The sequence below is a fragment of the Streptomyces sp. NPDC058157 genome (assembly GCF_042884105.1).
In the GTDB taxonomy this organism is placed as follows: Bacteria; Actinomycetota; Actinomycetes; order Streptomycetales; family Streptomycetaceae; genus Streptomyces.
The window spans coordinates 1-23819 of the sequence record NZ_JBHVUQ010000019.1; the positions used below are offsets into that span (position 1 = coordinate 1).

At 72.0% G+C, this 23819-nt stretch carries 28 protein-coding genes and 1 riboswitch; of the genes, 18 read left to right on the top strand and 10 right to left on the bottom strand.

The window, feature by feature from the left end:
- Positions 1-169: 169 nt before the first annotated feature.
- Positions 170-1630, bottom strand: a complete 1461-nt coding sequence (locus tag ACFVXK_RS07210; RefSeq protein ID WP_389610531.1) for a trehalose-6-phosphate synthase — start codon at positions 1628-1630, stop codon at positions 170-172.
- A 131-nt stretch (positions 1631-1761) separates the two neighbouring features.
- Positions 1762-2712: a glucosyl-3-phosphoglycerate synthase gene (locus ACFVXK_RS07215; protein WP_389610532.1), complete on the bottom strand. Its 951-nt coding sequence runs from the start codon at positions 2710-2712 to the stop codon at positions 1762-1764.
- A gap of 203 nt (positions 2713-2915) precedes the next feature.
- Positions 2916-3068, top strand: a riboswitch (SAM riboswitch).
- A gap of 17 nt (positions 3069-3085) precedes the next feature.
- Here ACFVXK_RS07215 and thrC point away from each other — a divergent pair.
- The 4 genes from thrC to groL all read left to right on the top strand — a co-directional run bounded on the left by thrC (position 3086) and on the right by groL (position 7267).
- A complete protein-coding gene (gene thrC, locus ACFVXK_RS07220) occupies positions 3086-4390 on the top strand; it encodes a threonine synthase (protein WP_389610533.1) in 1305 nt (434 codons plus the stop codon).
- Positions 4391-4426: 36 nt separating this feature from the next.
- Complete coding sequence (locus ACFVXK_RS07225) at positions 4427-4705, top strand: MoaD/ThiS family protein (protein ID WP_389610534.1); 279 nt, start codon at positions 4427-4429, stop codon at positions 4703-4705.
- Between the two features lie 382 nt (positions 4706-5087).
- Positions 5088-5294 (top strand): cold-shock protein, encoded by a 207-nt coding sequence (locus ACFVXK_RS07230; RefSeq protein WP_008743607.1) that lies wholly within the window; start codon positions 5088-5090, stop codon positions 5292-5294.
- 353 nt (positions 5295-5647) lie between these two features.
- A complete protein-coding gene (groL, locus tag ACFVXK_RS07235; RefSeq protein ID WP_125813871.1) occupies positions 5648-7267 on the top strand; it encodes a chaperonin GroEL in 1620 nt (539 codons plus the stop codon).
- 96 nt (positions 7268-7363) lie between these two features.
- On the opposite strand, the gene ACFVXK_RS07240 is transcribed toward groL, so the two are convergent.
- Both ACFVXK_RS07240 and ACFVXK_RS07245 read right to left on the bottom strand, forming a co-directional pair.
- Positions 7364-7945, bottom strand: a complete 582-nt coding sequence (locus ACFVXK_RS07240) for a Uma2 family endonuclease (RefSeq protein WP_389610535.1) — start codon at positions 7943-7945, stop codon at positions 7364-7366.
- 59 nt (positions 7946-8004) lie between these two features.
- Positions 8005-8997 carry a hypothetical protein gene (locus ACFVXK_RS07245; protein ID WP_389610536.1) on the bottom strand — a complete coding sequence of 331 codons (993 nt, stop codon included), beginning with the start codon at positions 8995-8997 and terminating at the stop codon, positions 8005-8007.
- A 261-nt stretch (positions 8998-9258) separates the two neighbouring features.
- Between ACFVXK_RS07245 and ACFVXK_RS07250 the strand changes: the two genes are divergently transcribed.
- From ACFVXK_RS07250 to ACFVXK_RS07280, 7 genes are all read left to right on the top strand, one after another.
- Positions 9259-9885, top strand: a complete 627-nt coding sequence (locus tag ACFVXK_RS07250; RefSeq protein WP_389610537.1) for a phosphoribosylanthranilate isomerase — start codon at positions 9259-9261, stop codon at positions 9883-9885.
- A gap of 42 nt (positions 9886-9927) precedes the next feature.
- Positions 9928-10668 carry a beta-glucanase gene (locus ACFVXK_RS07255; protein ID WP_389610538.1) on the top strand — a complete coding sequence of 247 codons (741 nt, stop codon included), beginning with the start codon at positions 9928-9930 and terminating at the stop codon, positions 10666-10668.
- 50 nt (positions 10669-10718) lie between these two features.
- A complete protein-coding gene (locus ACFVXK_RS07260) occupies positions 10719-11771 on the top strand; it encodes a hypothetical protein (RefSeq protein WP_389610539.1) in 1053 nt (350 codons plus the stop codon).
- A 127-nt stretch (positions 11772-11898) separates the two neighbouring features.
- Positions 11899-12339, top strand: coding sequence for a hypothetical protein (locus ACFVXK_RS07265; protein ID WP_389610540.1), 441 nt, complete (start codon positions 11899-11901; stop codon positions 12337-12339).
- Positions 12339-13070: a hypothetical protein gene (locus ACFVXK_RS07270; protein ID WP_389610541.1), complete on the top strand. Its 732-nt coding sequence runs from the start codon at positions 12339-12341 to the stop codon at positions 13068-13070. The genes ACFVXK_RS07265 and ACFVXK_RS07270 overlap by 1 nt, the downstream gene beginning before the upstream one ends.
- A gap of 117 nt (positions 13071-13187) precedes the next feature.
- On the top strand, positions 13188-13646 hold the full coding sequence (locus tag ACFVXK_RS07275) for a hypothetical protein (protein ID WP_389610542.1): 459 nt from the start codon (positions 13188-13190) through the stop codon (positions 13644-13646).
- A gap of 20 nt (positions 13647-13666) precedes the next feature.
- Positions 13667-14167, top strand: a complete 501-nt coding sequence (locus tag ACFVXK_RS07280) for a hypothetical protein (RefSeq protein ID WP_389610543.1) — start codon at positions 13667-13669, stop codon at positions 14165-14167.
- Between the two features lie 381 nt (positions 14168-14548).
- Here ACFVXK_RS07280 and ACFVXK_RS07285 read toward each other — a convergent pair whose 3' ends face one another.
- A complete protein-coding gene (locus ACFVXK_RS07285) occupies positions 14549-14857 on the bottom strand; it encodes a protease inhibitor I9 family protein (RefSeq protein ID WP_389610544.1) in 309 nt (102 codons plus the stop codon).
- A gap of 373 nt (positions 14858-15230) precedes the next feature.
- Between ACFVXK_RS07285 and ACFVXK_RS07290 the strand changes: the two genes are divergently transcribed.
- Positions 15231-16412: a S8 family serine peptidase gene (locus ACFVXK_RS07290; RefSeq protein ID WP_389610545.1), complete on the top strand. Its 1182-nt coding sequence runs from the start codon at positions 15231-15233 to the stop codon at positions 16410-16412.
- Between the two features lie 7 nt (positions 16413-16419).
- Here the strand turns inward: ACFVXK_RS07290 and ACFVXK_RS07295 are convergent, their stop codons facing one another.
- Both ACFVXK_RS07295 and ACFVXK_RS07300 read right to left on the bottom strand, forming a co-directional pair.
- Positions 16420-16674: a DUF397 domain-containing protein gene (locus tag ACFVXK_RS07295; protein WP_389610546.1), complete on the bottom strand. Its 255-nt coding sequence runs from the start codon at positions 16672-16674 to the stop codon at positions 16420-16422.
- Positions 16658-17494 carry a helix-turn-helix transcriptional regulator gene (locus ACFVXK_RS07300; RefSeq protein WP_389610547.1) on the bottom strand — a complete coding sequence of 279 codons (837 nt, stop codon included), beginning with the start codon at positions 17492-17494 and terminating at the stop codon, positions 16658-16660. The genes ACFVXK_RS07295 and ACFVXK_RS07300 overlap by 17 nt, the downstream gene beginning before the upstream one ends.
- A gap of 114 nt (positions 17495-17608) precedes the next feature.
- Between ACFVXK_RS07300 and ACFVXK_RS07305 the strand changes: the two genes are divergently transcribed.
- From ACFVXK_RS07305 to ACFVXK_RS07320, 4 genes are read left to right on the top strand one after another with little or no spacing between them, the layout of a single operon-like run.
- Positions 17609-17833: a hypothetical protein gene (locus ACFVXK_RS07305; protein WP_362148209.1), complete on the top strand. Its 225-nt coding sequence runs from the start codon at positions 17609-17611 to the stop codon at positions 17831-17833.
- Complete coding sequence (locus tag ACFVXK_RS07310; RefSeq protein ID WP_389610548.1) at positions 17830-18498, top strand: hypothetical protein; 669 nt, start codon at positions 17830-17832, stop codon at positions 18496-18498. The genes ACFVXK_RS07305 and ACFVXK_RS07310 overlap by 4 nt, the downstream gene beginning before the upstream one ends.
- A gap of 41 nt (positions 18499-18539) precedes the next feature.
- Positions 18540-18818 carry a hypothetical protein gene (locus ACFVXK_RS07315; RefSeq protein WP_042814122.1) on the top strand — a complete coding sequence of 93 codons (279 nt, stop codon included), beginning with the start codon at positions 18540-18542 and terminating at the stop codon, positions 18816-18818.
- Positions 18815-19213, top strand: coding sequence for a type II toxin-antitoxin system VapC family toxin (locus tag ACFVXK_RS07320; protein WP_389610549.1), 399 nt, complete (start codon positions 18815-18817; stop codon positions 19211-19213). The genes ACFVXK_RS07315 and ACFVXK_RS07320 overlap by 4 nt, the downstream gene beginning before the upstream one ends.
- Before the next feature lie 18 nt (positions 19214-19231).
- On the opposite strand, the gene ACFVXK_RS07325 is transcribed toward ACFVXK_RS07320, so the two are convergent.
- Positions 19232-20746: a PTS transporter subunit EIIC gene (locus ACFVXK_RS07325; RefSeq protein ID WP_389610550.1), complete on the bottom strand. Its 1515-nt coding sequence runs from the start codon at positions 20744-20746 to the stop codon at positions 19232-19234.
- A 42-nt stretch (positions 20747-20788) separates the two neighbouring features.
- Positions 20789-21724 (bottom strand): N-acetylmuramic acid 6-phosphate etherase, encoded by a 936-nt coding sequence (gene murQ, locus ACFVXK_RS07330; protein ID WP_389610551.1) that lies wholly within the window; start codon positions 21722-21724, stop codon positions 20789-20791.
- A 150-nt stretch (positions 21725-21874) separates the two neighbouring features.
- Between murQ and ACFVXK_RS07335 the strand changes: the two genes are divergently transcribed.
- Positions 21875-22252 (top strand): hypothetical protein, encoded by a 378-nt coding sequence (locus tag ACFVXK_RS07335; RefSeq protein ID WP_389610552.1) that lies wholly within the window; start codon positions 21875-21877, stop codon positions 22250-22252.
- Positions 22253-22259: 7 nt separating this feature from the next.
- Positions 22260-22529 (top strand): DUF4031 domain-containing protein, encoded by a 270-nt coding sequence (locus tag ACFVXK_RS07340; protein ID WP_389610553.1) that lies wholly within the window; start codon positions 22260-22262, stop codon positions 22527-22529.
- A 7-nt stretch (positions 22530-22536) separates the two neighbouring features.
- On the opposite strand, the gene ACFVXK_RS07345 is transcribed toward ACFVXK_RS07340, so the two are convergent.
- On the bottom strand, positions 22537-23763 hold the full coding sequence (locus ACFVXK_RS07345; RefSeq protein WP_389610586.1) for a Cmx/CmrA family chloramphenicol efflux MFS transporter: 1227 nt from the start codon (positions 23761-23763) through the stop codon (positions 22537-22539).
- Between the last annotated feature and the right edge of the window lie 56 nt (positions 23764-23819).

Consider the following 23819-nt stretch of genomic DNA (forward strand, 5'->3'; position numbering starts at 1 on the left):
TTCGGTGGGGCGCGGGGTTGAAAAGGGTGGCCGAAGGCCATCGCGAAGCGACGCGACGAAGGAGCGCCCTTGACAGGCCGGCCCGACGCGGAAGGACGATGAGGCTGACGGGAAAGCCCCCACCGGTCTCTGAGACCGCTGAGTGAAGTCCGGTCCACCCCCCGTCCCCTCACTCCCCCAGCGCCTCCAGCTGGGCCTCGAACCATGCCGCCGGGGGGAGGGAGGTCGCCGCTGCCGCCAGGCGCTTCGTGCGTTCCGCGCGTTCCTCCTCCGGCATCGTCAGGGCCGCGTGCAGGGCCTCGGCCGTCGCCGTGACGTCGTACGGGTTGACCGTCAGGGCGTCCTGGCGGAGTTCCTCGTACGCCCCCGCCCCCGTCGACAGGACCAGGACGCAGCCCGCCTCCGAGACGACCGGGATCTCCTTCGCCACCAGGTTCATGCCGTCCCGCACCGGGTTGATCAGTGCCACGTCCGCCATCCGGTACGCCGCGAGGGACCGCGCGAAGTCGTCCTGGACGGAGACGAGCACCGGCTGCCACTCCTCCGTCCCGAACTCGGCGTTGATGTCGGCGGCCAGGGACGCGACCGCCGCCGTGTAGGTGCGGTAGACCTCCAGGTCCTGGCGCGACGGGTAGGCCGAGGCCAGGTGGACCACCCGGCCCCGCCACTCCGGGTGGACGGTCAGCAGCTCCCGGTAGGCCAGCAGGCCCCGCAGGATGTTCTTCGACAGCTCCGTGCGGTCCACCCGCACGATCGTCCTGCGGTCCCCGACCTCCGCGCGCAGCGCGGCCAGCTTGTCGTCGACCTCCGGCCGGTGGGCCAGGGCCCGCAGGTCGTCGCCGTCCACACCCAGGGGGTACTGGCCGACCCCGGTGAAGCGCGTCTCCCCGTACCGGCCGTCCTCCGCCAGCCTGCGGTGGTGCACCCCGCCCTGGTGGCCCTCGCGGGGGACGAAGCCGTCGGCGACGCCGTGCACGTCGTCCACCGTGGCGCCGCCGATGAAGGTTGCGGCCCACGCCGCCGTGTGGAAGCCCAGCTGGTCGGCGCCGAGCATGCCCCACACCAGCCGGCTGCGGATGTCGTCCGGGAGCATGTGCAGGAAGTCCGGCGAGGCCCACGGGGTGTGCGTGAAGTGCGCGATCCGCAGGTCGGGGCGCAGCTCGCGCAGGGCCCCGGGGACCAGGGCCAGGTGGTAGTCCTGGACGAGGACGCGGGCGCCCTGCGCGGCCTCCTCGGCCAGGGCTTCGGCGAAGGCCTGGTTGTAGGCGGCGTACGAGTCCCAGCGCCGCCGGAACTCCGCGTCGAAGACGGGCTCGCGGGGGACGTCGTAGAGGTGGTGGTGGGTGAACCAGAGCACCGAGTTCGCGATGCCGTTGTACGCGTCGTCGTACACCGCCGGGTCGATGTCCAGCATCCGCACGCCCGGCTCGGAGATCCCCCGCCGGACCGCTTCGCGGTCGGCGTCGGAGAGGGCCGCGCAGATCCACAGGGCCTCCGGCTGCGCCGCGAGCGCCGCGGACAGGCCGGAGACGAGACCGCCCCCGCCGCGCCGGGCGCTGAGGCTGCCGTCGGCGGCGAGGGCGTACGAGAGCGGGCCGCGGTTCGCGGCGACGAGTACCTGAGAAGCCATGCCGCGAACCTAGCCCGGGGCCTCCTCGCTCAAACGTCCGGGAAATGCCCGAATCGTCACGTGGCGGTCAAGCCGCGACCCGGATCACGGGCCCCGCCCGTTCAGGCGCCGCCCGTTCAGGGCCCGCCCGCTCAGGCCACGCGCCGGACCGCGTACTCCTCGATCTCCAGCATCGGCGGCCGCTCCTCCGTGTCCACGGGGTAGGTGCGCGGAACGAACCCGTCCGGCCCCCTCTCGAACTGGATCAGCTCCGGCCGCACCAGATGGCCGCGCGAGAGCCGCAGCTGCGCGGTGCGGTAGATAGCCGCGGCCATCCGGCCCAGTGCCTGCCCGCTCTGGTGCTTGTGCAGCCGGACCCCGACGTCGACCTGGGCCATCGAGTCCAGTCCGACGGTGTGCAGCGCGTCGACGAGCAGGCCCAGCTCGACCCCGTAGCCGACGGGGAAGGGGAGACGTTCCAGCAGGGAGCGGCGTACGGCGTACTCGCCGCCCAGGGGCTGGACGAAGCCGGCCAGCTGCGGCCAGTGGAGGTTGAGGAGCGGGCGGGCCACCAGCTCCGTGACCCGTCCGCCCTGGCCGGGGGCGTCCCCCAGCGGGCGGTCGTACATGGCTTTGACGAACTGCACCTGCGGGTCGGTGAGCAGCGGGCCGACGATGCCGGAGACGAAAGCGGACGAGAAGTCGCGCAGGTCGGCGTCGACGAAGCAGACGATCTCCCCGGTGGTGGCCAGCAGCGAGCGCCACAGCACCTCGCCCTTGCCGCGCACGGCGGGCAGCCGGGGCAGGATCTCGTCGCGGTGCACCACCCGGGCGCCGGCCTTGGCGGCGACCTCGGCGGTCCGGTCGGTGGACCCGGAGTCGACGACGACCAGCTCGTCCACCAGCGGCACCGGCAGGCCCTCGATCAGGTCGCGCCGGATCACCTCCACGATCTCCCCGACCGTGGCCTCCTCGTCGAGGGCCGGCAGCACCACGCTCACGGTGGTCCCGGCCGCCCGTTTGCGCTCGAGGAGCTGGTCGAGCGGTCGGTCGGCGGCGGACCAGGAGCGGTCGGCCAGCCAGCGCTCCACCTCATCCAGCACTCTCAGCACTCCCTGGCTACTCTGCGGCGGCATCAGACCCGGCGGTTTTCGGCCGAATCGTGATCCATCTCGCGGTTCGGACGGCTGTCTCAACCCACCGCCCCTTCGGTTACAGTCTTGAACAACGCGAAGGTCCACCGCATGCCGGGGGCCCCGCGACAAACGCACCGGCGCGCCTTCGAGCGCGTGTGCCGGTGCCATACCGCTCATCCAGAGGGGCAGAGGGACACGGCCCGTTGAAGCCCCGGCAACCCTCCAGTCGGTTCTCGCGATGCGATACGCATCCCGCGGGGTCCCCGGCTAGGGAAGGTGCCAATTCCGTCTCATGGCGAAGTGCGCCATGGGGAAGATGAGGAGAAAGGGCCTCGCCATCATGGCTGCACAGTCTGTCGCCACCTCTGCCGCTCCGGGATCCGAGACCGCCGGGTCCGTCGACCTCGGCCCCGCCACCGGTCTTTCCTGTCGTGAGTGCGGCACCCGTTTCGAGCTCGGCCCCATCTTCGCCTGCGTCGAGTGTTTCGGTCCGCTGGAGGTGGCCTACGAGCTGCCCACCGGTGACCCGGAGGCCCTGCGCGCGGCGATCGAGGCCGGCCCGAACAACATCTGGCGGTACGCGCCGCTGCTGCCCGTCCCCGCGGACGTGGCCTCCAAGCCGAGCCTGAACCCGGGCTTCACCAAGCTCGTGGACGCGCAGAACCTGGCCAAGGAGCTGGGCGTCACCGGCAAGCTCTACGTCAAGGACGACTCCGGAAACCCGACGCACTCCTTCAAGGACCGCGTCGTGGCCATCGCCGTCGAGGCCGCCCGAGCCTTCGGCTTCACCACCCTCTCCTGCTCCTCCACCGGCAACCTGGCCGGCGCCGTCGGCGCCGCGGCCGCCCGCGCCGGCTTCCGCTCCTGCGTGTTCATCCCGCACGACCTGGAGCAGGGCAAGGTCGTCATGGCCGGTGTCTACGGTGGCGACCTGGTCGGCATCGAGGGCAACTACGACGACGTGAACCGCTTCTGCTCCGAGCTCATCGGCGACCCGCTGGGCGAGGGTTGGGGCTTCGTCAACGTCAACCTGCGCCCGTACTACGGCGAGGGTTCCAAGACCCTGGCCTACGAGATCTGCGAGCAGCTCGGCTGGCAGCTGCCCGACCAGCTCGTCATCCCGATCGCGTCCGGCTCGCAGCTCACCAAGATCGACAAGGGTCTGCAGGAGCTGATCAAGCTCGGTCTGGTCGAGGACAAGCCCTACAAGATCTTCGGCGCTCAGGCCGAGGGCTGCTCCCCGGTGTCCACGGCCTTCAAGGCCGGCCACGACGTGGTGCGCCCGCAGAAGCCGAACACGATCGCCAAGTCCCTCGCCATCGGCAACCCGGCGGACGGCCCGTACGTGCTCGACATCGCGCGCCGCACCGGCGGCTTCGTCGAGGACGTGAACGACGAGCAGGTCGTCGAGGCCATCAAGATCCTGGCGCAGACCGAGGGCATCTTCGCCGAGACCGCGGGCGGCGTGACCGTCGGCGTGACGAAGAAGCTCATCGAGAACGGGCAGCTGGACCCCTCGCTGACCACCGTGGTCCTGAACACCGGTGACGGCCTCAAGACCCTGGAGGCGGTGGCCGCGGACAGCGGCCAGACCGCCACCATCCGCCCGAGCCTGGACGCGTTCCGCGCCGCCGGCCTGGCCTGACCCTTCCCTCGCACTCCACGGAAAGGCGGTAGCGCCATGAGCGTCAACGTCCGCATCCCCACCATCCTGCGCACCTACACCGGCGGCGCCGCCGAGGTCCCGGCCGAGGGCGCGACCCTGGCCGAGGTCATCGCCTCCCTGGAGGCGAGCCACCCGGGCATCGCCGCGCGCGTCCTGGACGACCAGGGCAAGCTGCGCCGCTTCGTGAACGTCTACGTGAACGACGACGACGTGCGCTTCGAGGGCGGCCTGCAGACGGCGACGCCGGACGGCGCGGGCGTCTCGATCATCCCCGCCGTCGCGGGCGGCTGCTGACCCGACCGAATCAGAATTGCCCCCTCCGCTAAAAGCGGAGGGGGCAATTCTGCTTGATTGGGCGCGGTAGAGTTGGGGAAGTCCCCTCCGCTGTTCTTGCCCGCCGCATATGAACGGGCTGCGTGAGGGTTGACATTGAGTCAACATGCGTGCGCCTTTTGGGGCATTGGTGCGGTTCGTCTGGCCCGACTTGCCCAGGAATACGCCAACTTTTCAGCCCATTTCCACGTTTGTTCGTGTCCAGATTTCTCGTCGGAATGACCTGTTGCAGACAGCAGCGGTGCAGATACATTCAGCCCCGGTCGAGGCGTTCCGGCGCAAGTTCTGACCCGGGTCCGCGAAGTGCGGACCTGCGCAAGGGCCAGTAATAGGGGAGTTAGGCATGGCTCAGGGCACCGTCAAGTGGTTCAACGCGGAGAAGGGCTACGGCTTCATCGCGGTCGACGGTGGTGCGGATGTGTTCGTCCACTACAGCGCCATCCAGATGGACGGGTACCGCACCCTTGAAGAGGGTCAGCGGGTCGAGTTCGAGATCTCGCAGGGCCAGAAGGGTCCGCAGGCTGACATGGTCAAGCTCGCGGCCGGCTGAGTCGAAGCGCGATCGGCCACCGACGCACGCACCAACACGTGAGGGGCCCCATCCCGGTCGGGATGCGGGCCCCTCACGTATGTGCCGACCCGGCGGTGGCCCGGCGCCGGCCCGGCATGTCTCGAAGCCGCTTGCACTCGTGGGGGCCGAGTGCTAATCATTGGCGTTAGCACTCTCCGGGTGAGAGTGCTACAAGACGAGGACCGGGCCGGTGAGGCCCGCAGGGTCCGGCGGGAAGGAACCGCCGGGCCGGCAGGCCGTCCGTCGCGGGCGCGGGCGCGGTCCGGAGCAATCCACCCTCCCCTGGTGCCTGGCGGCGCGGGGGGAACCCCAGTCCTGGAGGACCACTTCAGATGGCCAAGATCATTGCCTTCAACGAGGAGGCCCGGCGCGGTCTCGAGCGTGGCATGAACCAGCTCGCGGACGCCGTCAAGGTCACCCTTGGCCCCAAGGGTCGCAACGTCGTCCTTGAGAAGAAGTGGGGTGCGCCCACGATCACCAACGACGGCGTCTCCATCGCCAAGGAGATCGAGCTCGAGGACCCGTACGAGAAGATCGGCGCCGAGCTGGTCAAGGAAGTCGCCAAGAAGACGGACGACGTCGCCGGCGACGGTACGACCACCGCCACCGTCCTCGCCCAGGCGCTCGTCCGCGAGGGTCTGCGCAACGTGGCCGCCGGTGCCAACCCGATGGCCCTCAAGCGCGGTATCGAGAAGGCCGTCGAGGCCGTCTCCGCCGCCCTGCTCGCGCAGGCGAAGGATGTCGAGACCAAGGAGCAGATCGCTTCCACGGCCTCCATCTCCGCCGCCGACACCCAGATCGGCGAGCTCATCGCCGAGGCCATGGACAAGGTCGGCAAGGAAGGCGTCATCACCGTCGAGGAGTCCCAGACCTTCGGTCTGGAGCTTGAGCTCACCGAGGGCATGCGCTTCGACAAGGGCTACATCTCGGCGTACTTCGCCACCGACATGGAGCGTATGGAGGCGTCGCTCGACGACCCGTACATCCTGATCGTCAACTCCAAGATCGGCTCGGTCAAGGACCTGCTGCCGCTCCTGGAGAAGGTCATGCAGTCCGGCAAGCCGCTGCTGATCATCGCCGAGGACGTCGAGGGCGAGGCCCTGTCGACCCTGGTCGTCAACAAGATCCGCGGCACCTTCAAGTCCGTCGCCGTCAAGGCCCCGGGCTTCGGCGACCGCCGCAAGGCCATGCTCGGCGACATCGCCATCCTCACGGGCGGCACGGTCATCTCCGAGGAGGTCGGCCTCAAGCTGGAGAACGCCGGTCTCGACCTGCTCGGCCGCGCCCGCAAGGTCGTCATCACCAAGGACGAGACCACCATCGTCGACGGTGCCGGTGACAGCGACCAGGTCCAGGGCCGCGTCAACCAGATCCGCGCCGAGATCGAGAACTCCGACTCGGACTACGACCGCGAGAAGCTCCAGGAGCGCCTCGCGAAGCTGGCCGGCGGCGTGGCCGTCATCAAGGCCGGTGCCGCGACCGAGGTCGAGCTCAAGGAGCGCAAGCACCGCATCGAGGACGCCGTTCGCAACGCGAAGGCGGCCGTCGAGGAGGGCATCGTCGCCGGCGGTGGCGTGGCCCTGCTGCAGGCCTCCTCGGTCTTCGAGAAGCTGGAGCTCTCGGGTGACGAGGCGACCGGCGCCAACGCCGTGAAGCTCGCGCTGGAGGCCCCGCTGAAGCAGATCGCCGTCAACGGTGGTCTCGAGGGTGGCGTCGTCGTGGAGAAGGTGCGCAACCTGGCCGTCGGCCACGGTCTGAACGCCGCCACGGGCGAGTACGTCGACATGATCGCCGAGGGCATCATCGACCCGGCGAAGGTCACGCGCTCCGCGCTGCAGAACGCCGCGTCCATCGCCGCGCTCTTCCTGACCACCGAGGCCGTCATCGCCGACAAGCCGGAGAAGGCCGCCGCCGCTCCGGGCGGCATGCCGGGCGGTGACATGGACTTCTGATCGGCCCCTGGCTGATCGGCTGTTCTCGAACGAGGGCGGCACCCCTTCCGGCCGGAGGGGGTGCCGCCCTCGGGCGTTTGTGGGGGAGGTGCGGGCTCAGTTCGCGTAGTCCTTGAGCTTCTCCGTCTCCAGGGTGATGCCCACGGGGTCGGGCAGCACGATCGTCTCCCCGTAGGCGTACGGCGCGGACTGCCGGTACCTCCCGTCTTCGGGATCGCTGTGGACGGTCAGGGTGTCCGCGTCCCGGTCGATGAGCAGGTACACCGGGATGCCCGCCTGGGCGTAAGCGATGCACTTCTCGCGCCGGTCGCGCTGGTCGGTGTCGGGGTCGAAGGAAGTGACCTCCACGACCATCAGGGTCCCGGCGGGATCCGCCCACTCGCCGTCCTGGGCGGCGTAGTGGTCGTACGGCGCGAGCGCGCCGTCCGCGCGGGCCCGTCCGGTGCGGTAGCTCTCCACCTTCAGCCCTTGCTCGGGGTAGAGGGCGAGCTCCGGGCGCTGCTGCATGCACTGGCGCAGCAGCCACATGACGATGGCGCCGTGGCGCTGATCGGGCAACGGCTTGACTCCGAGCTTTCCGTTGATGAATTCGAGCGTGACCGTCTCGGGTGCGCGGCGGGCCAGCGTCTCGAAGTCCGTCAGGGACATCTGGGCGTGCGCGGCGGTGCTGGGGGTCATGGGGTCGCCTCCTCGACACCATGGTGCCCCGGTTCGGCGCCGTCGGAGCGGGGGACTGGTCATCGGCGGTTCCCTTCGCGGATGCGGGCCGCGTGGGCGCGGACCTCGGCCGGGGTGAGGGGCGGGGTGAAGACCGGCGGGCGGGGGCCGTCGGGGCGGCAGGCCCGGCAGCGGCCCTCGGCGAAGGCGCCGGGCGGGCCGGGGGCGCGGCATTCGGTGCACTCGACGCGGAGCGGGGGCGGCGCCGGGGCCGGCGGGGCCGCCGGGGTGGGGAGGCGGGCTTCCAGGCGCTTGCGGACGAAGCCGGCCGGGTGGTGGACCAGGGGCGGCAGGTCGGCCGAGAGGGCCGCCCGGATCCGGTCGGGGGTCGCTCCCCGGTCCAGCCAGGGCACGAGGAGAGGGGCGAGGGCCGTGCAGTCGGCCTTGGACAGGGCCAGCGCGGGGGCGGCGCGGCCGAGCGAGGCGAGGATGCCGTACGCGTCGGCGGCGGGTGGCGCGGGCGGTCGCGGGGCGGGGTCCGTGTCCCCGGGCGGTGTCGGGGACGGGGGCCGGGTCGTGGCACAGGGTCCGGCGGAGGCCGGGGACGGGGGTCGGTCCGGGGCCGGGGCCGCAGTCGGGGCGGAGGTCCGTGGCGGGGGTGGGGCTGGGGAGGGTGGTGGTGGGGTGGTCGGTGCCGGTGCATCCCTCAGGGTGAACCGGGCCCACCAGGTGCCGTCGCGGGCGGTGCGGGAGAAGAACGTGCGGGTGACCCACCGCGTGGCGTCGCCGGGCAGCCGCTGCCGCACCCGGTGCAGGTGCCCGGCGGTGGCCAGCCGGTTGAGGGCGGTGCGCAGCGCGCACTGGCCCCACAGGGGCAGCACGGCGGCGAGGGTCTTCACGCTGATGTCGGCGCCGTCCGGCAGGCGGTCGAGGTACCCGGCGACGGCCGCCTCGCGGGCCGGGAGGTGCGCGAAGTCGCGGGCGGTGCGGGGCGCCTGCTCCGGAGCGGCGATTTTGCCGTAACCGGGCTTGGCGAGGGGGTGCGGGGCAGCACTAAGCTGGCCGTCATCCATGGGGATCGTCTGCCGATCTTGATGGTCAGGCCCTCGTGTGGTGTTGGCGCACCAGCGGGGGCCGATTTACGTTTCCAGCCGCAAGGTAGGGCCTCGTGCCCCTGTGTGGCAAGCCGGTCACGGATCGTCATCCGGCCTGGTATGGCCGCCGGTTGGGGAGGGTGGGGGGTGGTGGTGGGCTCCGCCCACCACCCATTCCACAGACAAAGCGCTCGGACTCCCGGGGCTTGAGCCCCGGGCGGTGTTTGGTTGACTTGTGGCATGAGCGACCGGAAGAGCGTGTTCGTCAAGATCTGCGGGCTCAAGACGCCCGAGGACGTCGACGTGGCGGTGGAGGCGGGCGCGCACGCCGTCGGGTTCGTGCTCGCGCCGAACAGCCCCCGCACCGTCGACGCGGCGCTGGCGTGGGAGCTGGCCGCGCGGGTGCCGGCCGGGGTGCTCACCGTCGGGGTGTTCCGGAAGCAGCCGCTGGAGGAGGTGCGCCGGCTCGCCGAGGAGAGCGGCGTGCGCGGGGTGCAGCTGCACGGGGACGAGGGGATCGAGTACTACGACGGGCTCCGAGCCCCGGGCCGGACCCTGCTGCGGGCCACCGCCGAGCACGTCGCGCGCTGCGGCGAGTACGGCGAGGACCTGCTGCTGATCGACGCCCCCGACCCCGGCTCCGGCAAGCCCTGGAACTGGGGATCCGCGCAGTTCACGGCCCCCGAGGGGCGCTGGCTGCTGGCCGGCGGGCTCGGCCCGGGCAACGTCCGCGAGGCCGTCCGGGCCACCGGTGCGTGGGGCGTGGACGTCTCCAGCGGCGTCGAGCGGGAGCGCGGCGTGAAGTCCCCGGAGCTCATCCGGGCCTTCGTCGACGCCGCCACGCATTCATACGATTACTCTGAGTGAGAACGGAGGGGTGTCGGCCCGGAGGGTGGGCAGGACACTCCCATGGAATCGGACCACTCCGGATGGCTGCGCCGCCTGACCGGCCGCCTCCTGCCCTCGGCCGGCGGCGGGGGCCTGCCGGTGTTCACACCGCGCAGCGCCCCCGTCTTCACCGCCGACTTCGCCTCCACCGCCCAATGGGTCGCAGGCCGCTCCTGGGCCTATCCCGACGGCGGCCCGGTCAACCCGGGCGACAACAAGCTCGACCACCTCACCGCCGACCCCTCCTACAGCCGCGGCGGCACCTTCCGGGCGACCCGCCGCCCCGACGGGAACTGGGACACCGGGCTGCTCACCACCGAGGGCAGCGACCAGGGGTTCACCGTCCGCACCGGTGACGTCCTGGAGGCCCGGGTCCGGCTGCCCACCGAGACGGGGGCCTGGCCCGCGATCTGGACCTGGCGCGACGGCGGCCAGGAGATCGACGTCTTCGAGTACCACCCCGACAACCCCGACCTCCTGGAACTCTCCAACCACGTCCGCGAGGCCCACCGCTACCACCACGACCCGGCCGTCCGGCCCGGCGCCTGGGTCGACCTGAGGACCGAGTTCGGCAAACGGTCCGTGGTGTGGTGGGTCAACGGCGTCCGCGTCTACTCCGACGGGCGGGGGGTCGGCCGCGGCTGGCGCGCCCACCTCATCGTCAACCTCTCGGTCTGCGCAGGCCGCTACCACCCGGCGCCGGGGCCGGAGCAGACGGAGATGTCGTACGAGGTGGCGGAGCTGCGGGTGTACAGGGCCTAGGGTGCGTCCTCCCCGGGCGGTGATCGGTGGGGCGGCCGATAATGGGTGCCGTGGACTCGCCGCACAGGCACCGGCACACGCACGGGCCGACCCGGGCGCGGGCCACGGCCCGCCCGGCCGGGTCCGGCCCGGAGCTCTGGCCGTTCGGCGCACGGGCGGCCGTGCTGCTGGCCCCCGTACTGCTGGTCGTCCTGACCCTCGCCTGGGGTGCCGCGCGGACCGCCCTGGGCCTGGGGTCCGCGCCGGCGGGGTGGGTGCTGCTGGGCATCGTCCTGCTGAGCCTGCTGCCGCTGCTGCTCGTGGTGCTCGGCCGGGCCCTGCACGGCGGGGGCGCCGTCGATCCCGGCGCCGTCGAAGCCGCCCTCACGCAGGCCGCCGCCGCCCGGCGCGGACAGCCGGTGCCGCGCAACGTGGTCCCGGAACGGGGCGCGTCCCTGGCCGGGGCCGTCACCTCGCTGCGGGGGCTGCGCGGGGCCGAGGCGGTGATCGTGGACCTGGAGGACGGGCACGCCTGGTGGGAGCACCGGCTGCTGCTCCTGTGCGCCGCGGCCGCCCGGCTCGGCCGGCCCGCGGTGGTCGTCTTCACCGCCCAGCAGGAAGGCCGACCGGGAGGGTTCGCCGGCTGGGCCCGCCCGGCCGACCTCCTCCAGTGCCTCCAGGACGGGGACCCGGACCTGCGCAAGGCGTACCTGGAGGCCTGCGGGCAGGCCGCCGGGGTCCGCCTCGCCGAGGCGTCGGGGGCGGCGCCGGCGGCCCGGCTGATGAAGGAGCTCGGCCTGGAGGGCATGCGCCGCCTGACCCATCCGCCGCCGCGCGACGCCCTCCACCCGTTCCTGGAGGAACAGCTGCTGGCCCGCGCCGTGGACCGGTTCGACACCTCGCCCGAGGAGATCGACCTCCCGCGGCTGCTGGCGCTGTTCACCCCGGTGCTCCACACCCGGGCGCTGGAACGGTCCGACGGGGACGGGGCGTGGCTGCGCGCCGCCCTCTCCGACGAGGGCGAGTACGTCGCGTTCACGGACGCGGGCCGCTACACGGGCATCCTGCCGGGGGCCGCCGTGAGCCGAGCGGTGCTGCTGGCCGTCGTCCGGCCGGGGGCGTAGGCCTGGGCCGTGGCCCTGGCCCCGGGCCGGGCGGGTGGCCACATTCGATCTTCCGCCGTGGGACGGACCGGTGTCTTAATGGCCTGGGTCGGGGATCGCTCTCAACGCCACTCATCCAGGGGGGCCGGTGTCTTTTGACGCAGAATGGGCGGAGCTGAAAGCCGCCCTGTCCGACCGGCAGACGGCGATGCGCCTCAACCAGGTCGGGTCGGGCGGCGGGGGCGAGGGACCACAGGGTGACCTGGAGCTGGACCATCAGGATCTCGCGGCCGTCGGTGACGCGGCGTTCAAGCTCCGCCGGCGGCTCGGCACGGACGGCGATCACGCCAAGGCGAGTACGCACGAGGCGGCCGGTTCCCTGAAGCAGGGCTTCGATCTGGGCGCCGCGCTGTCGACCGTCGCGGACACCTGGCACGCCCAGGTGGGCACCCTCCAGGACGCCTGCGCCCACATCTCCCACCACCTCGCCTCCACGCAGAAGGCGCATGCCGGGGACGAGCACTGGCTCGTGACCCGGTTCAAGTACGCCCAACTGGACAAGGGCTTCGAGGAAGGGGCGCAGCACTGATGGACCTGGACGCGCTGCGCTCCGCCGACTTCTCCAAGCTGGCCACCGCCGTCGGCGACTGGACCGCCATGGCGAAGAAACTGTGGGAGCTGGAGCACGACGCCCGCGGCGATCTCGGCGGGAAAGCGGCCAAGGCCGGCTGGGCGGGGGTGAACGCCACCGTGACGAGGGAGTTCATCACCAAGACCGCCAAGGAGTTCGCCGACGCCGCGACCGAGGCCACCAGCATCGCGAACATCCTGCGGGACACGCACGGCGAGCTCGTCGAGTACAAGGCAAGGCTGGACGAGGCGGTCCGGCGGGGCCTGGAGAAGAACCTCACCGTTGTCGGGACCGGCGGGTGCGGCTTCACCGTCACGATGAGCGTCCACCCCGACCGTGCGGCCGGGGGCGGCACCACGCCCGAGCACACCGAGGCCGAGGCGATCGCACTCCGGGACGAAGTACAGCGGATCCTGGAAGGGGCGACCGAGAGCGATCCCTCGCCACCACCGTCGGCCCGCGCGGCCTGCTCGACTTCTGGGCGGACCTGGCCGACCCGTCCGACGGCGGCGCGCTGCAGCGCTCGCGCCACGACCAGCTCCGCGACTTCCAACGCAACCTCTCCCTCATGCTGGCCGGCGCCACCCAGTCCGACAGCCCGGCCATGCGCGCCTGGGAGAACGACATGGTCAAGCTGGGTGAGGAGCGCATCCAGACCCGGGGCAGCCAGCTCTACGGCTACCAGCTGATGAGCAACCTCATGCGCAACGGCGACTGGGACAACCGCTCGTCGCCACCGAGAAGAAGATGAAGCTCCCGGTCAGCTCTCCCGCGACCAGAACGCGTACGGCATGTTGAACGAGGCCATGAACCGCGAGATGGTCAAGGACATCCATGAGGATCGGCCGAGTGACCCGAAGGAGAGCCTGCTCAGGGCCGGCGCGACGGTGGGCTTCCTCGAAGAAGCCCGATACCAGGCACTGAAGACCGACAAGGACGACCCGTCCTGGGAAGCCAAGTGGCTTTACCACGGCTTCGGCGGAGCCGCGAACTTCATCCCTGTCGTGGGGGACGCCGCCCAGCGCGGAGTCGATGCCCTGGCCTACCAATGGCAGCTCGATGAGCAGGCGCGGATCAACGCCGAAGCCGTGCGCCAGAGCGGCGAAGCCTTCAGCGTCCGCAGATACCAGCTCCAGGCCCTCGCCGACGAATGGGCGAAGGTCAATCCCGCCAGCGGCAACAACCGCTACACGCTCACCTCGGAGATCAACGGGGCCGCTTTCCACGGAAACCAGACGGCCCAGGGCTTGGCAGGCGACCAGTGAACCGCCGCCACGCCGCTCTCATGGTTGCGCTCCTCGTGGCCGGGGCCACGGCGTGTGCACAGGGACAGGACTATGCGGTGCCCGGAGACGTCTGCGACGTCGAAGTACCGTCCGCTCTCGTCAAACCGCTGCTGCCACCTGGTGAGTCGTTCACACAGCGCAATACCTACGAGAGGGGCGGAGACATCAGCGGCTGCGAAATGTCAGTCGACAGGCGCCAAGAACTGACGTTCCAAGCCAGCTTGATGCCTGCCGACCTCGACCCCCTGGACGTCAAGCGCGACCCCCTGACGCGTTCCGGGAATCCGCAGAAGGCCAACATCGGAATCGACGCCCGGATCGCGGACGACGCGGCCATGGCGTACGCCGCGTGCACGTACAAGGGTGAGCCACACCGCTACGTGGTGGAGGTGTGGGTGGAAAGACGCCCGGCGGACGTGGCCAAACGCCGTGAGGACCTTGCCCGGTTCATCACCGCCTATCTCCCGTCCGCCCAGAAGGCGGCGGGGTGCACGGCGTGATCGAGCAGCGGCATGCCCGGACCGCCGCCGTGTTGCTCCCGGGCGAGAAGCTGGACATGTCGTCGGCCAATTCCTGGCAGGACGCGCCCAACTGCCTCGTACGGGTGGACCGCGAGCATGTTTTCCTTGTCCAGGGGGACACCATCTCGGCCGACGTGGATCCGAACACTCGGCGGTCTTGGCACTTGGCGGGCGCGGCGAAGATCCCGGTGGGCGATGACGCCCGGGTCAACGACGACATGGTGGTCGCGGCGGCGGCGTGCACGTACAAGGGCGAGGCCCGCAAGTTCGTCGTCGAGGCCACACGCTTCCACCCCAAGCGCGACGACCCCGAGAAGCGCCGCACGGCGTTGGCCAAGTTCATGACCGCCTACTGTTTCCCTAGAACGGTCCCGCCGTGCCGTCGGTTTCCACTGCCACGACCCCCGGTAGCGCGGCCACGTCCGCGACCTGTCGCGGGCTGAGCCGGGCCGCGAAGCCGTTCAGGGTGTGGTGGAAGTAGCGATCCGGGTGGACGCCGCCGACCTGGGCCGCCACGCCGGCCGGGTCGACGCCCGGCCGGACGGTGACGATGTACGAGGGCGGCGCGGGCTCGCCCACGGCTGCGGCGGCGGTGGACAGGGGCAGGACCGCGACGGCTGCCAGGACGGCGGCGGCCAGGGGCAGGGCTCGGCTCAGACGGGTGCGCATGCCGTGAGGCGATCACGCGCGCGGGGGCGGGTCAACGACGCCGAGGGGTGTGGCGGGGGCACGGCGAGCGCACCGGCCGTGCGCTCCCTGAGGTGGCGGCGGACCGTACGGGTGATCTTGCCGGGGCCGCCCGGGCCGCGTCCGTAGGCGGGCCGCGCCCAGACGCCGCACGGGCACAAACCTTTCCGCAGCGCGGGCGTCAGCGTGCCTTGACGCGGCCGAAGGGCGGATCGGCCGGCCGGGGGCGGGTGTTCAAGCCGGGCCGGAGCGGTACCCGATGGAAGGAAAGGCCGCCCCCGCTGACGCACTCGTCGTCGTGTGGGGCGGCCTGCCCATGCCGATCTTCCCCCCGCCCCCATCAGGGAGTCCCTCCATGCGCCTGCTCGCACGCCTGACCGCCGCCACCCTCCTCATGGTGCCCACGGTCGCGGCCGGAACGGCCGCCGCCGACACCCCGGAGCCGACCCCGGTCCCGCTGCGCACTTCGCCGAACGCCGTGCCCGGCCAGTACATCGTGACCCTGGAGAAGGGGGTGGACGCGGCGAAGGCCGCGCAGAAGCTGGGGCTGAAGCCGACGTTCGTCTACGGCTCGGCGATCAACGGCTTCGCGGTCCCGCTGACCCCGCTCCAGCTGACGATCGTCCGGGTGAGCCTCGGGGTGAAGTCGGTCGAGGAGGACGCGAAGGTGCAGTCCGTGCCGACGCCTTCCGCCGCGAGCGGGGTGCGGGCGCCGTCCTCGTCATGGGGCCTGGACCGGATCGACCAGAAGAACCTGCCGCTCGACAACGACTTCAGCACCAAGGGCAACGGCGCCGGGGTGACCGCGTACATCCTGGACTCGGGCATCGACTTCGCGCACGAGGAGTTCGGCAGCCGTGCCAAGTTCGGCTTCGACGCGATCAACGACGGGCGCAACGGCCAGGACTGCAACGGGCACGGCACCCACGTCGCGGGCACGGTCGCCGGCAAGACCTACGGGGTGGCCCGCAAGGCGAACCTGGTCAGCGTCCGCGTCCTCAACTGCGAGGGCAAGGGTTCGTGGTCGGGGATCCTCGCGGGCATGGACTGGGTGGCCAAGAACGCCAAGCAGCCGGCCGTGATGAACGGCTCCCTGGGCGGGCCCCGGTCGGTGTCGGTCAACGAAGCCGCGACCGCGCTCTCCGACTCGGGTGTGCTGCCGGTCATCGCGGCGGGCAACGACTCGATCGACGCCTGCACCGTCTCCCCGGCCTCCGCCGCCCGGGTGGTCACGGTCGCCGCGAGCAACAAGTTCGACGAGGAGACCGACTTCTCCAACTACGGCACCTGCGTGTCCCTCTACGCACCGGGCCAGGCCATCGTCTCCGCCAAGCTCGGCGGCGGCAGCGTGGCCCTCGACGGCACGTCGATGGCCGCGCCGCACGCCGCGGGTGTGGCGGTCCTCTACAAGGCGGAGCACCCCAAGGCCGACCCGGCGGAGATCGCCGAGTTCCTGGACGAGCAGTCCACCAAGGACGTCCTGACCAGCCTCAGCAAGGGCAGCCCGAACAAGCTGCTGTTCACCGGCGAGCTGTGACCCGCCGCTAGAGCGTCGAGACGAAGGCGGCCCAGGCCCGTGCGTGGAACACCACGTGCGGGCCTTCGGGCTGCTTGGAGTCCCGGACGGGGACGAGGTCGGGGTGGGCGTCGCAGACCTCTACGCAGTCGCCGCCGTCTCCGGCGCTGTAGCTCGACTTCCGCCAGGCGGCAACCTCCAGGCAATCGCCGCCATCGCCGCCGCTGTAGCTGGACTTGTGCCAGGTCGCCGCTGACAGGTCGTACTCAGGAGTGCTGGTCATGTGCGTATTCCTCCGCCGCGGACTCGATCAGGGCCAGCGAGGCGTTGGGTGACAGCGCACTGGCCGTGAGCAGATCGTAGGTCAGGGTGTGTTGGGTGACCGTGGCGGGATCATCCGACAGCTGGCCGGTTCCCAAGCCGGTGACGTAGGCGAGTGGAGGCGCGGCCTCGAAGGACATCAGCTTGAGGGGGCCAGCCAGAGAGGCGTGGGCGCCTGCGCTGAAGGGGATCACCTGGATGATGATCCGGCGTGCCCGGATGAGGCCCACGATGTGGTGGAGGGCGTCAGCCATCACGGCCTGGCTTCCCACGACCCGCCGGATCACTGCCTCGTCGAGTACGCACCACAACAAGGGCGTTGTGGGATCTCCGAGGAGCTTGGCGCGGTCCAGACGGGCCTCGGTCAGGTCGTCGATGACGGGCCCGGGCGCGAGTGGCTGGTACGCGTGGAAGATCTCCCGCGCGTACGCCTCAGTCTGGAGCAGCCCCGGGATGACGAGCGGCGCGTACTCCCGGATGGCCAACGCTTCCGCCTCCGCCTCGGCGGCCTCCGCGAAGTGTTCGGGGTACTTGGACTTCCCCTGGTTCCCGCAGTTGCGGGTGAAGAACCCGGCCGTGCCCAGAACCTGGTCTATGGCCGTGGCGAGTTCGGGGGTGATGCGGCGCGTGCCGTTCTCCATCTGGCCGACGTACGAGCCGCTCACGAACAGCTTCTCGCCGAGGCCGACCTGACTCATGTCGAGGCGTTCGCGGGCTACGCGGAGTTCGGCGCCGAGGAGGGCGCGCGGGGAGGAAGAGGGGTCGAGTTCTTTTCCTGGCATGGCAACTCCTGCTTGAACAGGTGCGGTTGCTGAGGCGAACCTCTTGAAGGCTATCGAGTCGACCACCACTCTGTGTAGAGGAGTTGAATACTCAGAGTAGAAAGGTGACATGTCATGGTGCTCACGCCCCAGGAGCGGATGCGGGCGGCCGAGGAGGCCGTGCGGCAGCTGAGGGAGTCCCTGGAGGGGGTCGGGGTCACCTTCCCCTCCCTCGACGTGGACGGGGTCTCCGCCGCCGGTACCTACGGGCTCCCGCTCGTGGACCTGGGCCGCTGCAACCTGGACACCGCCCTGCGGCTGGCCGCCGTGCTGCACGAGCGGGCCGGGGCCGGGGCGTGAGCGAGCCGGTGGAGGCGGCGGAGTTCGCCTTCGAGCTGGGGTGGAGGCTGCGCGGGCTGGAGGCGGCCCTCGGCGGCGGCGGGTGGCGGCGTACGGGCGCGGGGCTGTCCGTGCGGGCGCGGCGGGACGACGGCGGGGGGACCTGGACGGCGGTCGGGGACGACGGGCGGCGGCGGGTCTCGCGGACGGCCGGGTCGGCGGACGAGGCGACGGCGCAGGTGCAGGAGGCGTTCGGGGTGGAGGGGTGGCGGCCGCAGCCGCCCCCGCCGCCGGGGTGGCACCGGTTCACGCTGCTGCACCGGCCGGCGGGGGAGTGGCCGGCGTACGGGGACGCGCGCTACGACCGGCTCAGGGCGGAGCCGCCGCAGGGGTGCGTGGCCGAGGAGGTCGACGGGGGGTTCGGGCTGCGGTGCGAGCGGCCGGGGGCGCGGCTGCTGGACGCGGTGGCGGTGACGTGCGCGGAGGTCCGGGAGGGGTACGGGCTGCTGATGTGCGACCTCGGTGTCGAGAAGGTGCAGGAGTGGGCGGCCGACGGGCCGGACGGGTGGGGCGCGGAGATCGTCGGCCAGCTGCTGCTGATGGCGGCCGAGCGGGGGCCCCGGCTGGGGTACGCGGTGGAGGACCTGGCGGGGTTCCTGCGGGCGGCCGCCGGGTGCGTCCGGTGAGGGCCGTGACCGTATGGCATTTCGAATGCCATAGTGGTGTCATGGCTGACGACACCGAGTTCCTCCCCGGCGATGGGCCCAGCAGCGGCATCTCGGTATCGCTCACGGCGGGCACCTTGCAGGCGATCCGTGACCGGGTCGGCAAGCGAGGGGTCTCGGCCTATCTGGAACGGGCCGCGCAGCGCCAGATCGAGCTGGACAAGCTGGACGAGCTGATCGCCGACTTCGACCGGGTCAACGGCCCGGCCGACCCGGAGGCCGTGGCCGCGAAGCGCGCCAAGCTCACGGGTCGGTCGCCAGAGGCTGGTGCCGCTGCGTGAGCGGTGTCCTGGTGCTCGACAGCGAAGGCCTGGCGAAGGCCGTGCAACGGGACAAAAGCGTTCACGAATGGCTGACGGCCGCTCGCGCGGAGGGCCTCCTGGTGGTGACTTCGGCCGCCGTATTGGTCGAGGTCATCCATCCGAAAGTGAACGACGCCGCGCTGAAATGGACGCTTTCTCTCCTGCGCGTGGAGCCTGTCACCCAGGCGGTCGCGCAGTCCGCTGCCTCTCTGCTGAAGGCCGCGGGCCTGCACGGCCACAAGTACGCGATCGACGCCATGTTGTGTGCGACGGCCTTGGCACAGCCGGGTCTCGTGACGATCCTGACGTCCGATGTCGAGGACATCGGGCTGCTCACCGCCGAGCACGGCCGCATCCTGGTCGAGAGGGTCTGACCCTCATGAGGGGGGCTGTCAGGCCAGGGCCGGGGCCTCGGACGGCTGGTCCGGGGTGGGTGGTGGGGGCGCGGGGGTCGGGGCGGTGTTCAGTTCGGTCAGCATCTGGCGGGTGAAGCCGAAGAAGTACGTGGCCGCGAAGCCCGTCAGGTAGCCCACCGCCAGGCCGCCCGCGTAGACGGCCAGGGACGCGGCCATCCCCGACGTGCCCTCCAGCAGGGGGAACAGGGCCCAGCCCGAGGGGCCGATCGCGGTGGAGCCGAAGGCGACGCCCAGCTGGTTGAACAGGCCGATGAACGCCCCGCCCGCCGCGCCGCCGACGCAGGCGGTGACGAAGGGGCGGCCCAGCGGCAGCGAGACCCCGTAGATCAGCGGCTCCCCGACGCCCAGGAGGCCGGCCGGGAGCGCGGAGCGGATCGTCGCGCGCAGGGACGGGTTGTGCGGGAGGCGGCAGTAGACGGCCAGCGCCGCCCCGACCTGGCCCGCGCCCGCCATCGCGAGGATGGGGAGCAGGACGGTGTAGCCGCTGTGCTCGATGAGGGTGGTGTGGATGGGGATCAGGGCCTGGTGCAGGCCCAGCATCACCAGCGGGAGGAACAGCCCGCCCAGGACCAGCCCGGCGACGGCGCCGCCGGTGGCGAGGAGCCGGTCGGCGAAGGCGCCGATGGCGGTGGAGACCGTACCGGCGACGAACATCAGGCCGTAGAGGGTGACCAGGCCCGGGACCAGGACGGTCAGGGTCGGGGTGACCAGCACGTCCAGGGACTCCGGGACCCGGCGCCGGCACCAGCGCTCCACGCGGACCGCGAGCAGGGCGGCCGCGAGCGCGCCGAGGACCCCGCCCTGGCCGGGGGAGAGGTGCTGCCCGAAGGCGTCGATCTTCGCGACGCCCGGGAAGACGATCACCGCGGCGACCGCCCCGCCGAGGACGGGCGTGCCGCCGAACTCCTTCGCGGTGTTGTGGCCGACGAACACGGCGATCAGCGCCATGAACCCGGAGCCGATCGCCGCCAGCGCCGGGACCAGGGCGGGGACCCAGCCGAGGTTGGCCAGCAGCCCGCCCAGGCCCGCGATGATCCCGCAGCCGATGAGGGCGGGGATCAGCGGGACGAAGACGTTCGCGATCCGGCGCAGGAACAGCTTGAACGGGGTGGCGTTCCGGGCCTTGCGGGCCTCCTTGAGGGCCGCGCCGCGGGCGGCCAGCGCCTCCGCCGTGACGGGCGGCTCGGCGGGTGCCGGCGTGCGGCCCTCGGGTGGGGGCGGCGGGGTGCGCCCCTCCGCGACCAGGGCCTCGAACTTGGGGGTGACGCGGGCGACGGCGCCCGGCCCGAGCACGATCTGGTACGTGGCGCCGTCCTCCACCACGCCGAGGACGCCGGGGACGGCCCGCAGGGCGGTGTCGTCGACGAGGGAGCGGTCGTTCAGGCCGATCCGCAGGCGGGTCATGCAGTGCGCGACGGAGCCGATGTTGTCCGGGCCGCCGACCAGCGGGAGGATCGCGGCGGCGGTGGCGCGGTGCTTGTCAGGGGTCATGCGGTCGCCTTGCTGTGGGGGGCGGGTCCGGGGGCTACTGGCCTACTGGGCGACGGCGGCGAGCGCCTCGCGCAGGTGGCCGTGGGCGGCGGTCAGCAGGCGGGCGGCGGTGGGGCCGTCCACCCCGCCGAGGAGGACGAGGATCGCGTGCTTGACCTCGCCGCCGGTGGCGGTGAGCGCGGCCTCGATCTCCGCGTCGGGTGCGCCGGTGGCCAGGGCGACGATGCGGCGGGAGCGGGCGCGCAGCTTCTCGTTGGTGGCGCGGACGTCGACCATGAGGTTCCCGTACGTCTTGCCGAGGCGGATCATCGTGACCGTCGAGATCAGGTTCAGGACGAGCTTCTGCGCGGTGCCGGCCTTGAGCCGGGTGGAGCCGGTGAGCAGCTCGGGGCCGACGACCACCTCGATGCCGTGTTCGGCGGCCGCGGCGAGGGCGGAGCCGGCGTTGCAGGACAGTCCGACGGTGAGCGCGCCGCGGGTGCGGGCGAACTCGACGGCGCCGATCGCGTACGGGGTGCGGCCGGAGGCGGAGACGCCGACGACGGTGTCGTCGGCGGTCAAGGCGAGGGCGGTGAGGTCCTCGGCGGCCAGGTCGGCGGAGTCCTCGGCGCCCTCGACGGCCCGGACCATGGCGCCGGGGCCGCCCGCGATCAGGCCGACGACCTGGGCGGGGTCGGTGTTGAAGGTGGGCGGGCACTCGCTGGCGTCGAGGACGCCGAGCCGGCCGGCGGTGCCGGCGCCCGCGTAGACGAGCCGGCCGCCGCGGGCCATCCGTTCGGCGATGGCGTCGACGGCGGCGGCGAGGGGCTCCAGCTGCGCGGCGACGGCGGCGGGCACGGTGGCGTCCTCGGCGTTCATCAGCCGGGCGATGTCGAGGGTGGGGAGCCGGTCGATCTCCGCCAGTTCGGGGCGGAAGGCCTCGGTGGTGAGGGTGTCGAGCTGGGCGCGGAGGTCGGCGTACGCGGTCTCGGGCGTCATGTGCGGGCTCCTGCGGGCGGTGGCTCGGCGGGCCGGGGCTTTCCGGTGGCAGCCATGGTGGCACCGGCGGGGGCCGGGCGGCGGTGCGCCGGGCCGGGCGGGGGAGGTACGCCCTCCCCTTTTGCGGGGGTGAGGGGTCAGAATGAGCCCATGGACCACGCGACCCCCCTGGAACAGGCGCTTCATGTCGCCCGTGCTCTGGTTCTCGCCGATCTCGCCGCCGGTGAGGTCGCCGATGCCGATGTCGTCTCCCTCGTCGAGGACTCGGTCACGCACCGCCGGTGGTGGGTGGAGCAGTGGCCGGAGGGGGTCGGGTATCTGTCCGGACTCGTCGCGCAGGACGTGAAGGACGCCCTGCTGGAGAAGTACGGCCGCTGGCCGCTGTGCCCGGTGTGCGAGCACGGGGAGCCGCACGCCCTGGACGTGGAGCCGGAGCTGGGCCCCGATCCGCACTGGGTGTGCTCGGAGGCCGGGGTGCGGGTGGCGGCGGTGGGCGGTCTCGGCCCCGTCTTCCACCCGGGCCGGTGAGCCGCCGGTGACGGTGTACATAGACCCGCCGGTCTGGCCGGGGCACGGGCGCCTGTGGTCGCACATGGTCAGCGACGTCTCGTTCGAGGAGCTGCACGCCTTCGCGGCGGGCATCGGCTGCCCGCCGCGCGCCTTCGAACGGGACCACTACGACGTGCCCTCGCACCGGTACGCGGACGCGGTGGGGGCGGGGGCGGTGGAGATCGGCAGCAAGGAACTGGTCCGCCGGCTGACGGAGGCGGGCCTGCGGCGGCCGAAGGGCCGCCCGGTGGCGTAGGCCGTCGCTACCGGCCCGCGGGCTGCGTTTGCGCCGGGGCCGGGTGGGTGGCCGAGCCGCCGACCACGCGGGTCGTGGGGGCGGGGCGGGTGCGGCGGTCGATGCGCAGGGCCACGAGGGTCAGGGCGATCGCCGTGAGCGTCATGCCCGCGCCCGCCCAGGCGGTGGCGGCGTAGCCGTAACCGGCGTCGATGACGGTGCCGCCCAGCCAGGGGCCGCCGGTGTTGCCCAGGTTGAACGCGGCGGTGGTGGTGGCCGCGGCGAGGGTGGGGGCGGTGCCGGCGACGTTGAACATGCGGGCGTTGAGGGCGGGGGCGGTGAAGAACGCCGAGACGCCGAGCAGGAAGGACAGGGCCACGGCCGCGACCTGCACGGAGGCCAGCAGGGCGAGGGCCGTGAGGAAGGCGGTGGAGGCGGTGATGCCCCAGACCATCACCGTGAAGAGGCGGCCGTCGGCGATCCGGCCGCCGACGGTGGTGCCGACCAGCGCGCCGACGCCGAAGAGGGCGAGGACCCACGGCACCCACGCCGAGCCCAGTCCGGCCGTCTCGGTGAGCAGCGGGGACAGGTAGCTGAAGGCGCAGAACACGCCGCCCGCGGCGAGGGCGGTGACGGCGACGGCCAGCCACACCTGGCGGTCCGCGTAGATGCCCAGCTCGCGGCGGAGGCGGGGCCGCTCGGCGGGCAGCGGGATCTTCGGGATGAGGACGAGGATCCCGGCGAGGGCGATCGCGGAGGCGGCGCCGACCGACCAGAACGCGGAGCGCCAGCCGAACTGCTCGCCGAGGAAGGCGCCGGCGGGGACGCCGAGGACGTTGGCGATGGAGAGCCCGCCGATCATGACCGACATGGCGCGGGCCCGCTGGTCGGTGCGGACCATGGCGATGGCGACGGCCGCGCCGACGGCCCAGAAGCCGGCGCAGGCGAGGGCCGAGACCACGCGGGAGGCGAAGAGGAACCCGTACGAGGGGGCCAGTGCGCCCGCGACCTGGCCGAGGCCGAAGAGGCTGATGAGGGTGACGAGGGTGGTGCGGCGCGGGAGGCGCAGGGTGGCGACGGCCAGCAGCGGGGCCCCGATGACCATGCCGATCGCGAAGGCGGATATCAGCAGGCCCGCCCGGGGGATGGAGACGTGCATGTCCTCGGCGATGGGCGGCAGGAGCCCGGACAGCATGAATTCGCTGGTGCCGAGCGCGAAGACGGACAGGCCGAGGACGTAGACGGCGACGGGCATGCGGGACGGGGCGTTCGCTGAGGTCGGGGGCATGTCTTTCACGAACCGGGACGGGC

Coding starts and splice junctions, on each gene's coding strand:
- ACFVXK_RS07290 (WP_389610545.1), top strand. CDS start 15,231: ATGCGCCTGCTCGCACGCCTGACCGCCGCCACCCTCCTCATGGTGCCC.
- murQ (WP_389610551.1), bottom strand. CDS start 21,724: ATGACGCCCGAGACCGCGTACGCCGACCTCCGCGCCCAGCTCGACACC.
- ACFVXK_RS07345 (WP_389610586.1), bottom strand. CDS start 23,763: ATGCCCGTCGCCGTCTACGTCCTCGGCCTGTCCGTCTTCGCGCTCGGC.
- ACFVXK_RS07250 (WP_389610537.1), top strand. CDS start 9,259: ATGAGCGACCGGAAGAGCGTGTTCGTCAAGATCTGCGGGCTCAAGACG.
- ACFVXK_RS07280 (WP_389610543.1), top strand. CDS start 13,667: ATGGTTGCGCTCCTCGTGGCCGGGGCCACGGCGTGTGCACAGGGACAG.
- thrC (WP_389610533.1), top strand. CDS start 3,086: ATGGCTGCACAGTCTGTCGCCACCTCTGCCGCTCCGGGATCCGAGACC.
- ACFVXK_RS07255 (WP_389610538.1), top strand. CDS start 9,928: ATGGAATCGGACCACTCCGGATGGCTGCGCCGCCTGACCGGCCGCCTC.
- ACFVXK_RS07230 (WP_008743607.1), top strand. CDS start 5,088: ATGGCTCAGGGCACCGTCAAGTGGTTCAACGCGGAGAAGGGCTACGGC.
- ACFVXK_RS07325 (WP_389610550.1), bottom strand. CDS start 20,746: ATGACCCCTGACAAGCACCGCGCCACCGCCGCCGCGATCCTCCCGCTG.
- ACFVXK_RS07275 (WP_389610542.1), top strand. CDS start 13,188: ATGAACCGCGAGATGGTCAAGGACATCCATGAGGATCGGCCGAGTGAC.
- ACFVXK_RS07300 (WP_389610547.1), bottom strand. CDS start 17,494: ATGCCAGGAAAAGAACTCGACCCCTCTTCCTCCCCGCGCGCCCTCCTC.
- ACFVXK_RS07270 (WP_389610541.1), top strand. CDS start 12,339: ATGGACCTGGACGCGCTGCGCTCCGCCGACTTCTCCAAGCTGGCCACC.
- ACFVXK_RS07335 (WP_389610552.1), top strand. CDS start 21,875: ATGGACCACGCGACCCCCCTGGAACAGGCGCTTCATGTCGCCCGTGCT.
- ACFVXK_RS07295 (WP_389610546.1), bottom strand. CDS start 16,674: ATGACCAGCACTCCTGAGTACGACCTGTCAGCGGCGACCTGGCACAAG.
- ACFVXK_RS07240 (WP_389610535.1), bottom strand. CDS start 7,945: ATGACCCCCAGCACCGCCGCGCACGCCCAGATGTCCCTGACGGACTTC.
- ACFVXK_RS07285 (WP_389610544.1), bottom strand. CDS start 14,857: ATGCGCACCCGTCTGAGCCGAGCCCTGCCCCTGGCCGCCGCCGTCCTG.
- ACFVXK_RS07245 (WP_389610536.1), bottom strand. CDS start 8,997: ATGGATGACGGCCAGCTTAGTGCTGCCCCGCACCCCCTCGCCAAGCCC.
- ACFVXK_RS07210 (WP_389610531.1), bottom strand. CDS start 1,630: ATGGCTTCTCAGGTACTCGTCGCCGCGAACCGCGGCCCGCTCTCGTAC.
- groL (WP_125813871.1), top strand. CDS start 5,648: ATGGCCAAGATCATTGCCTTCAACGAGGAGGCCCGGCGCGGTCTCGAG.
- ACFVXK_RS07305 (WP_362148209.1), top strand. CDS start 17,609: ATGGTGCTCACGCCCCAGGAGCGGATGCGGGCGGCCGAGGAGGCCGTG.
- ACFVXK_RS07315 (WP_042814122.1), top strand. CDS start 18,540: ATGGCTGACGACACCGAGTTCCTCCCCGGCGATGGGCCCAGCAGCGGC.
- ACFVXK_RS07225 (WP_389610534.1), top strand. CDS start 4,427: ATGAGCGTCAACGTCCGCATCCCCACCATCCTGCGCACCTACACCGGC.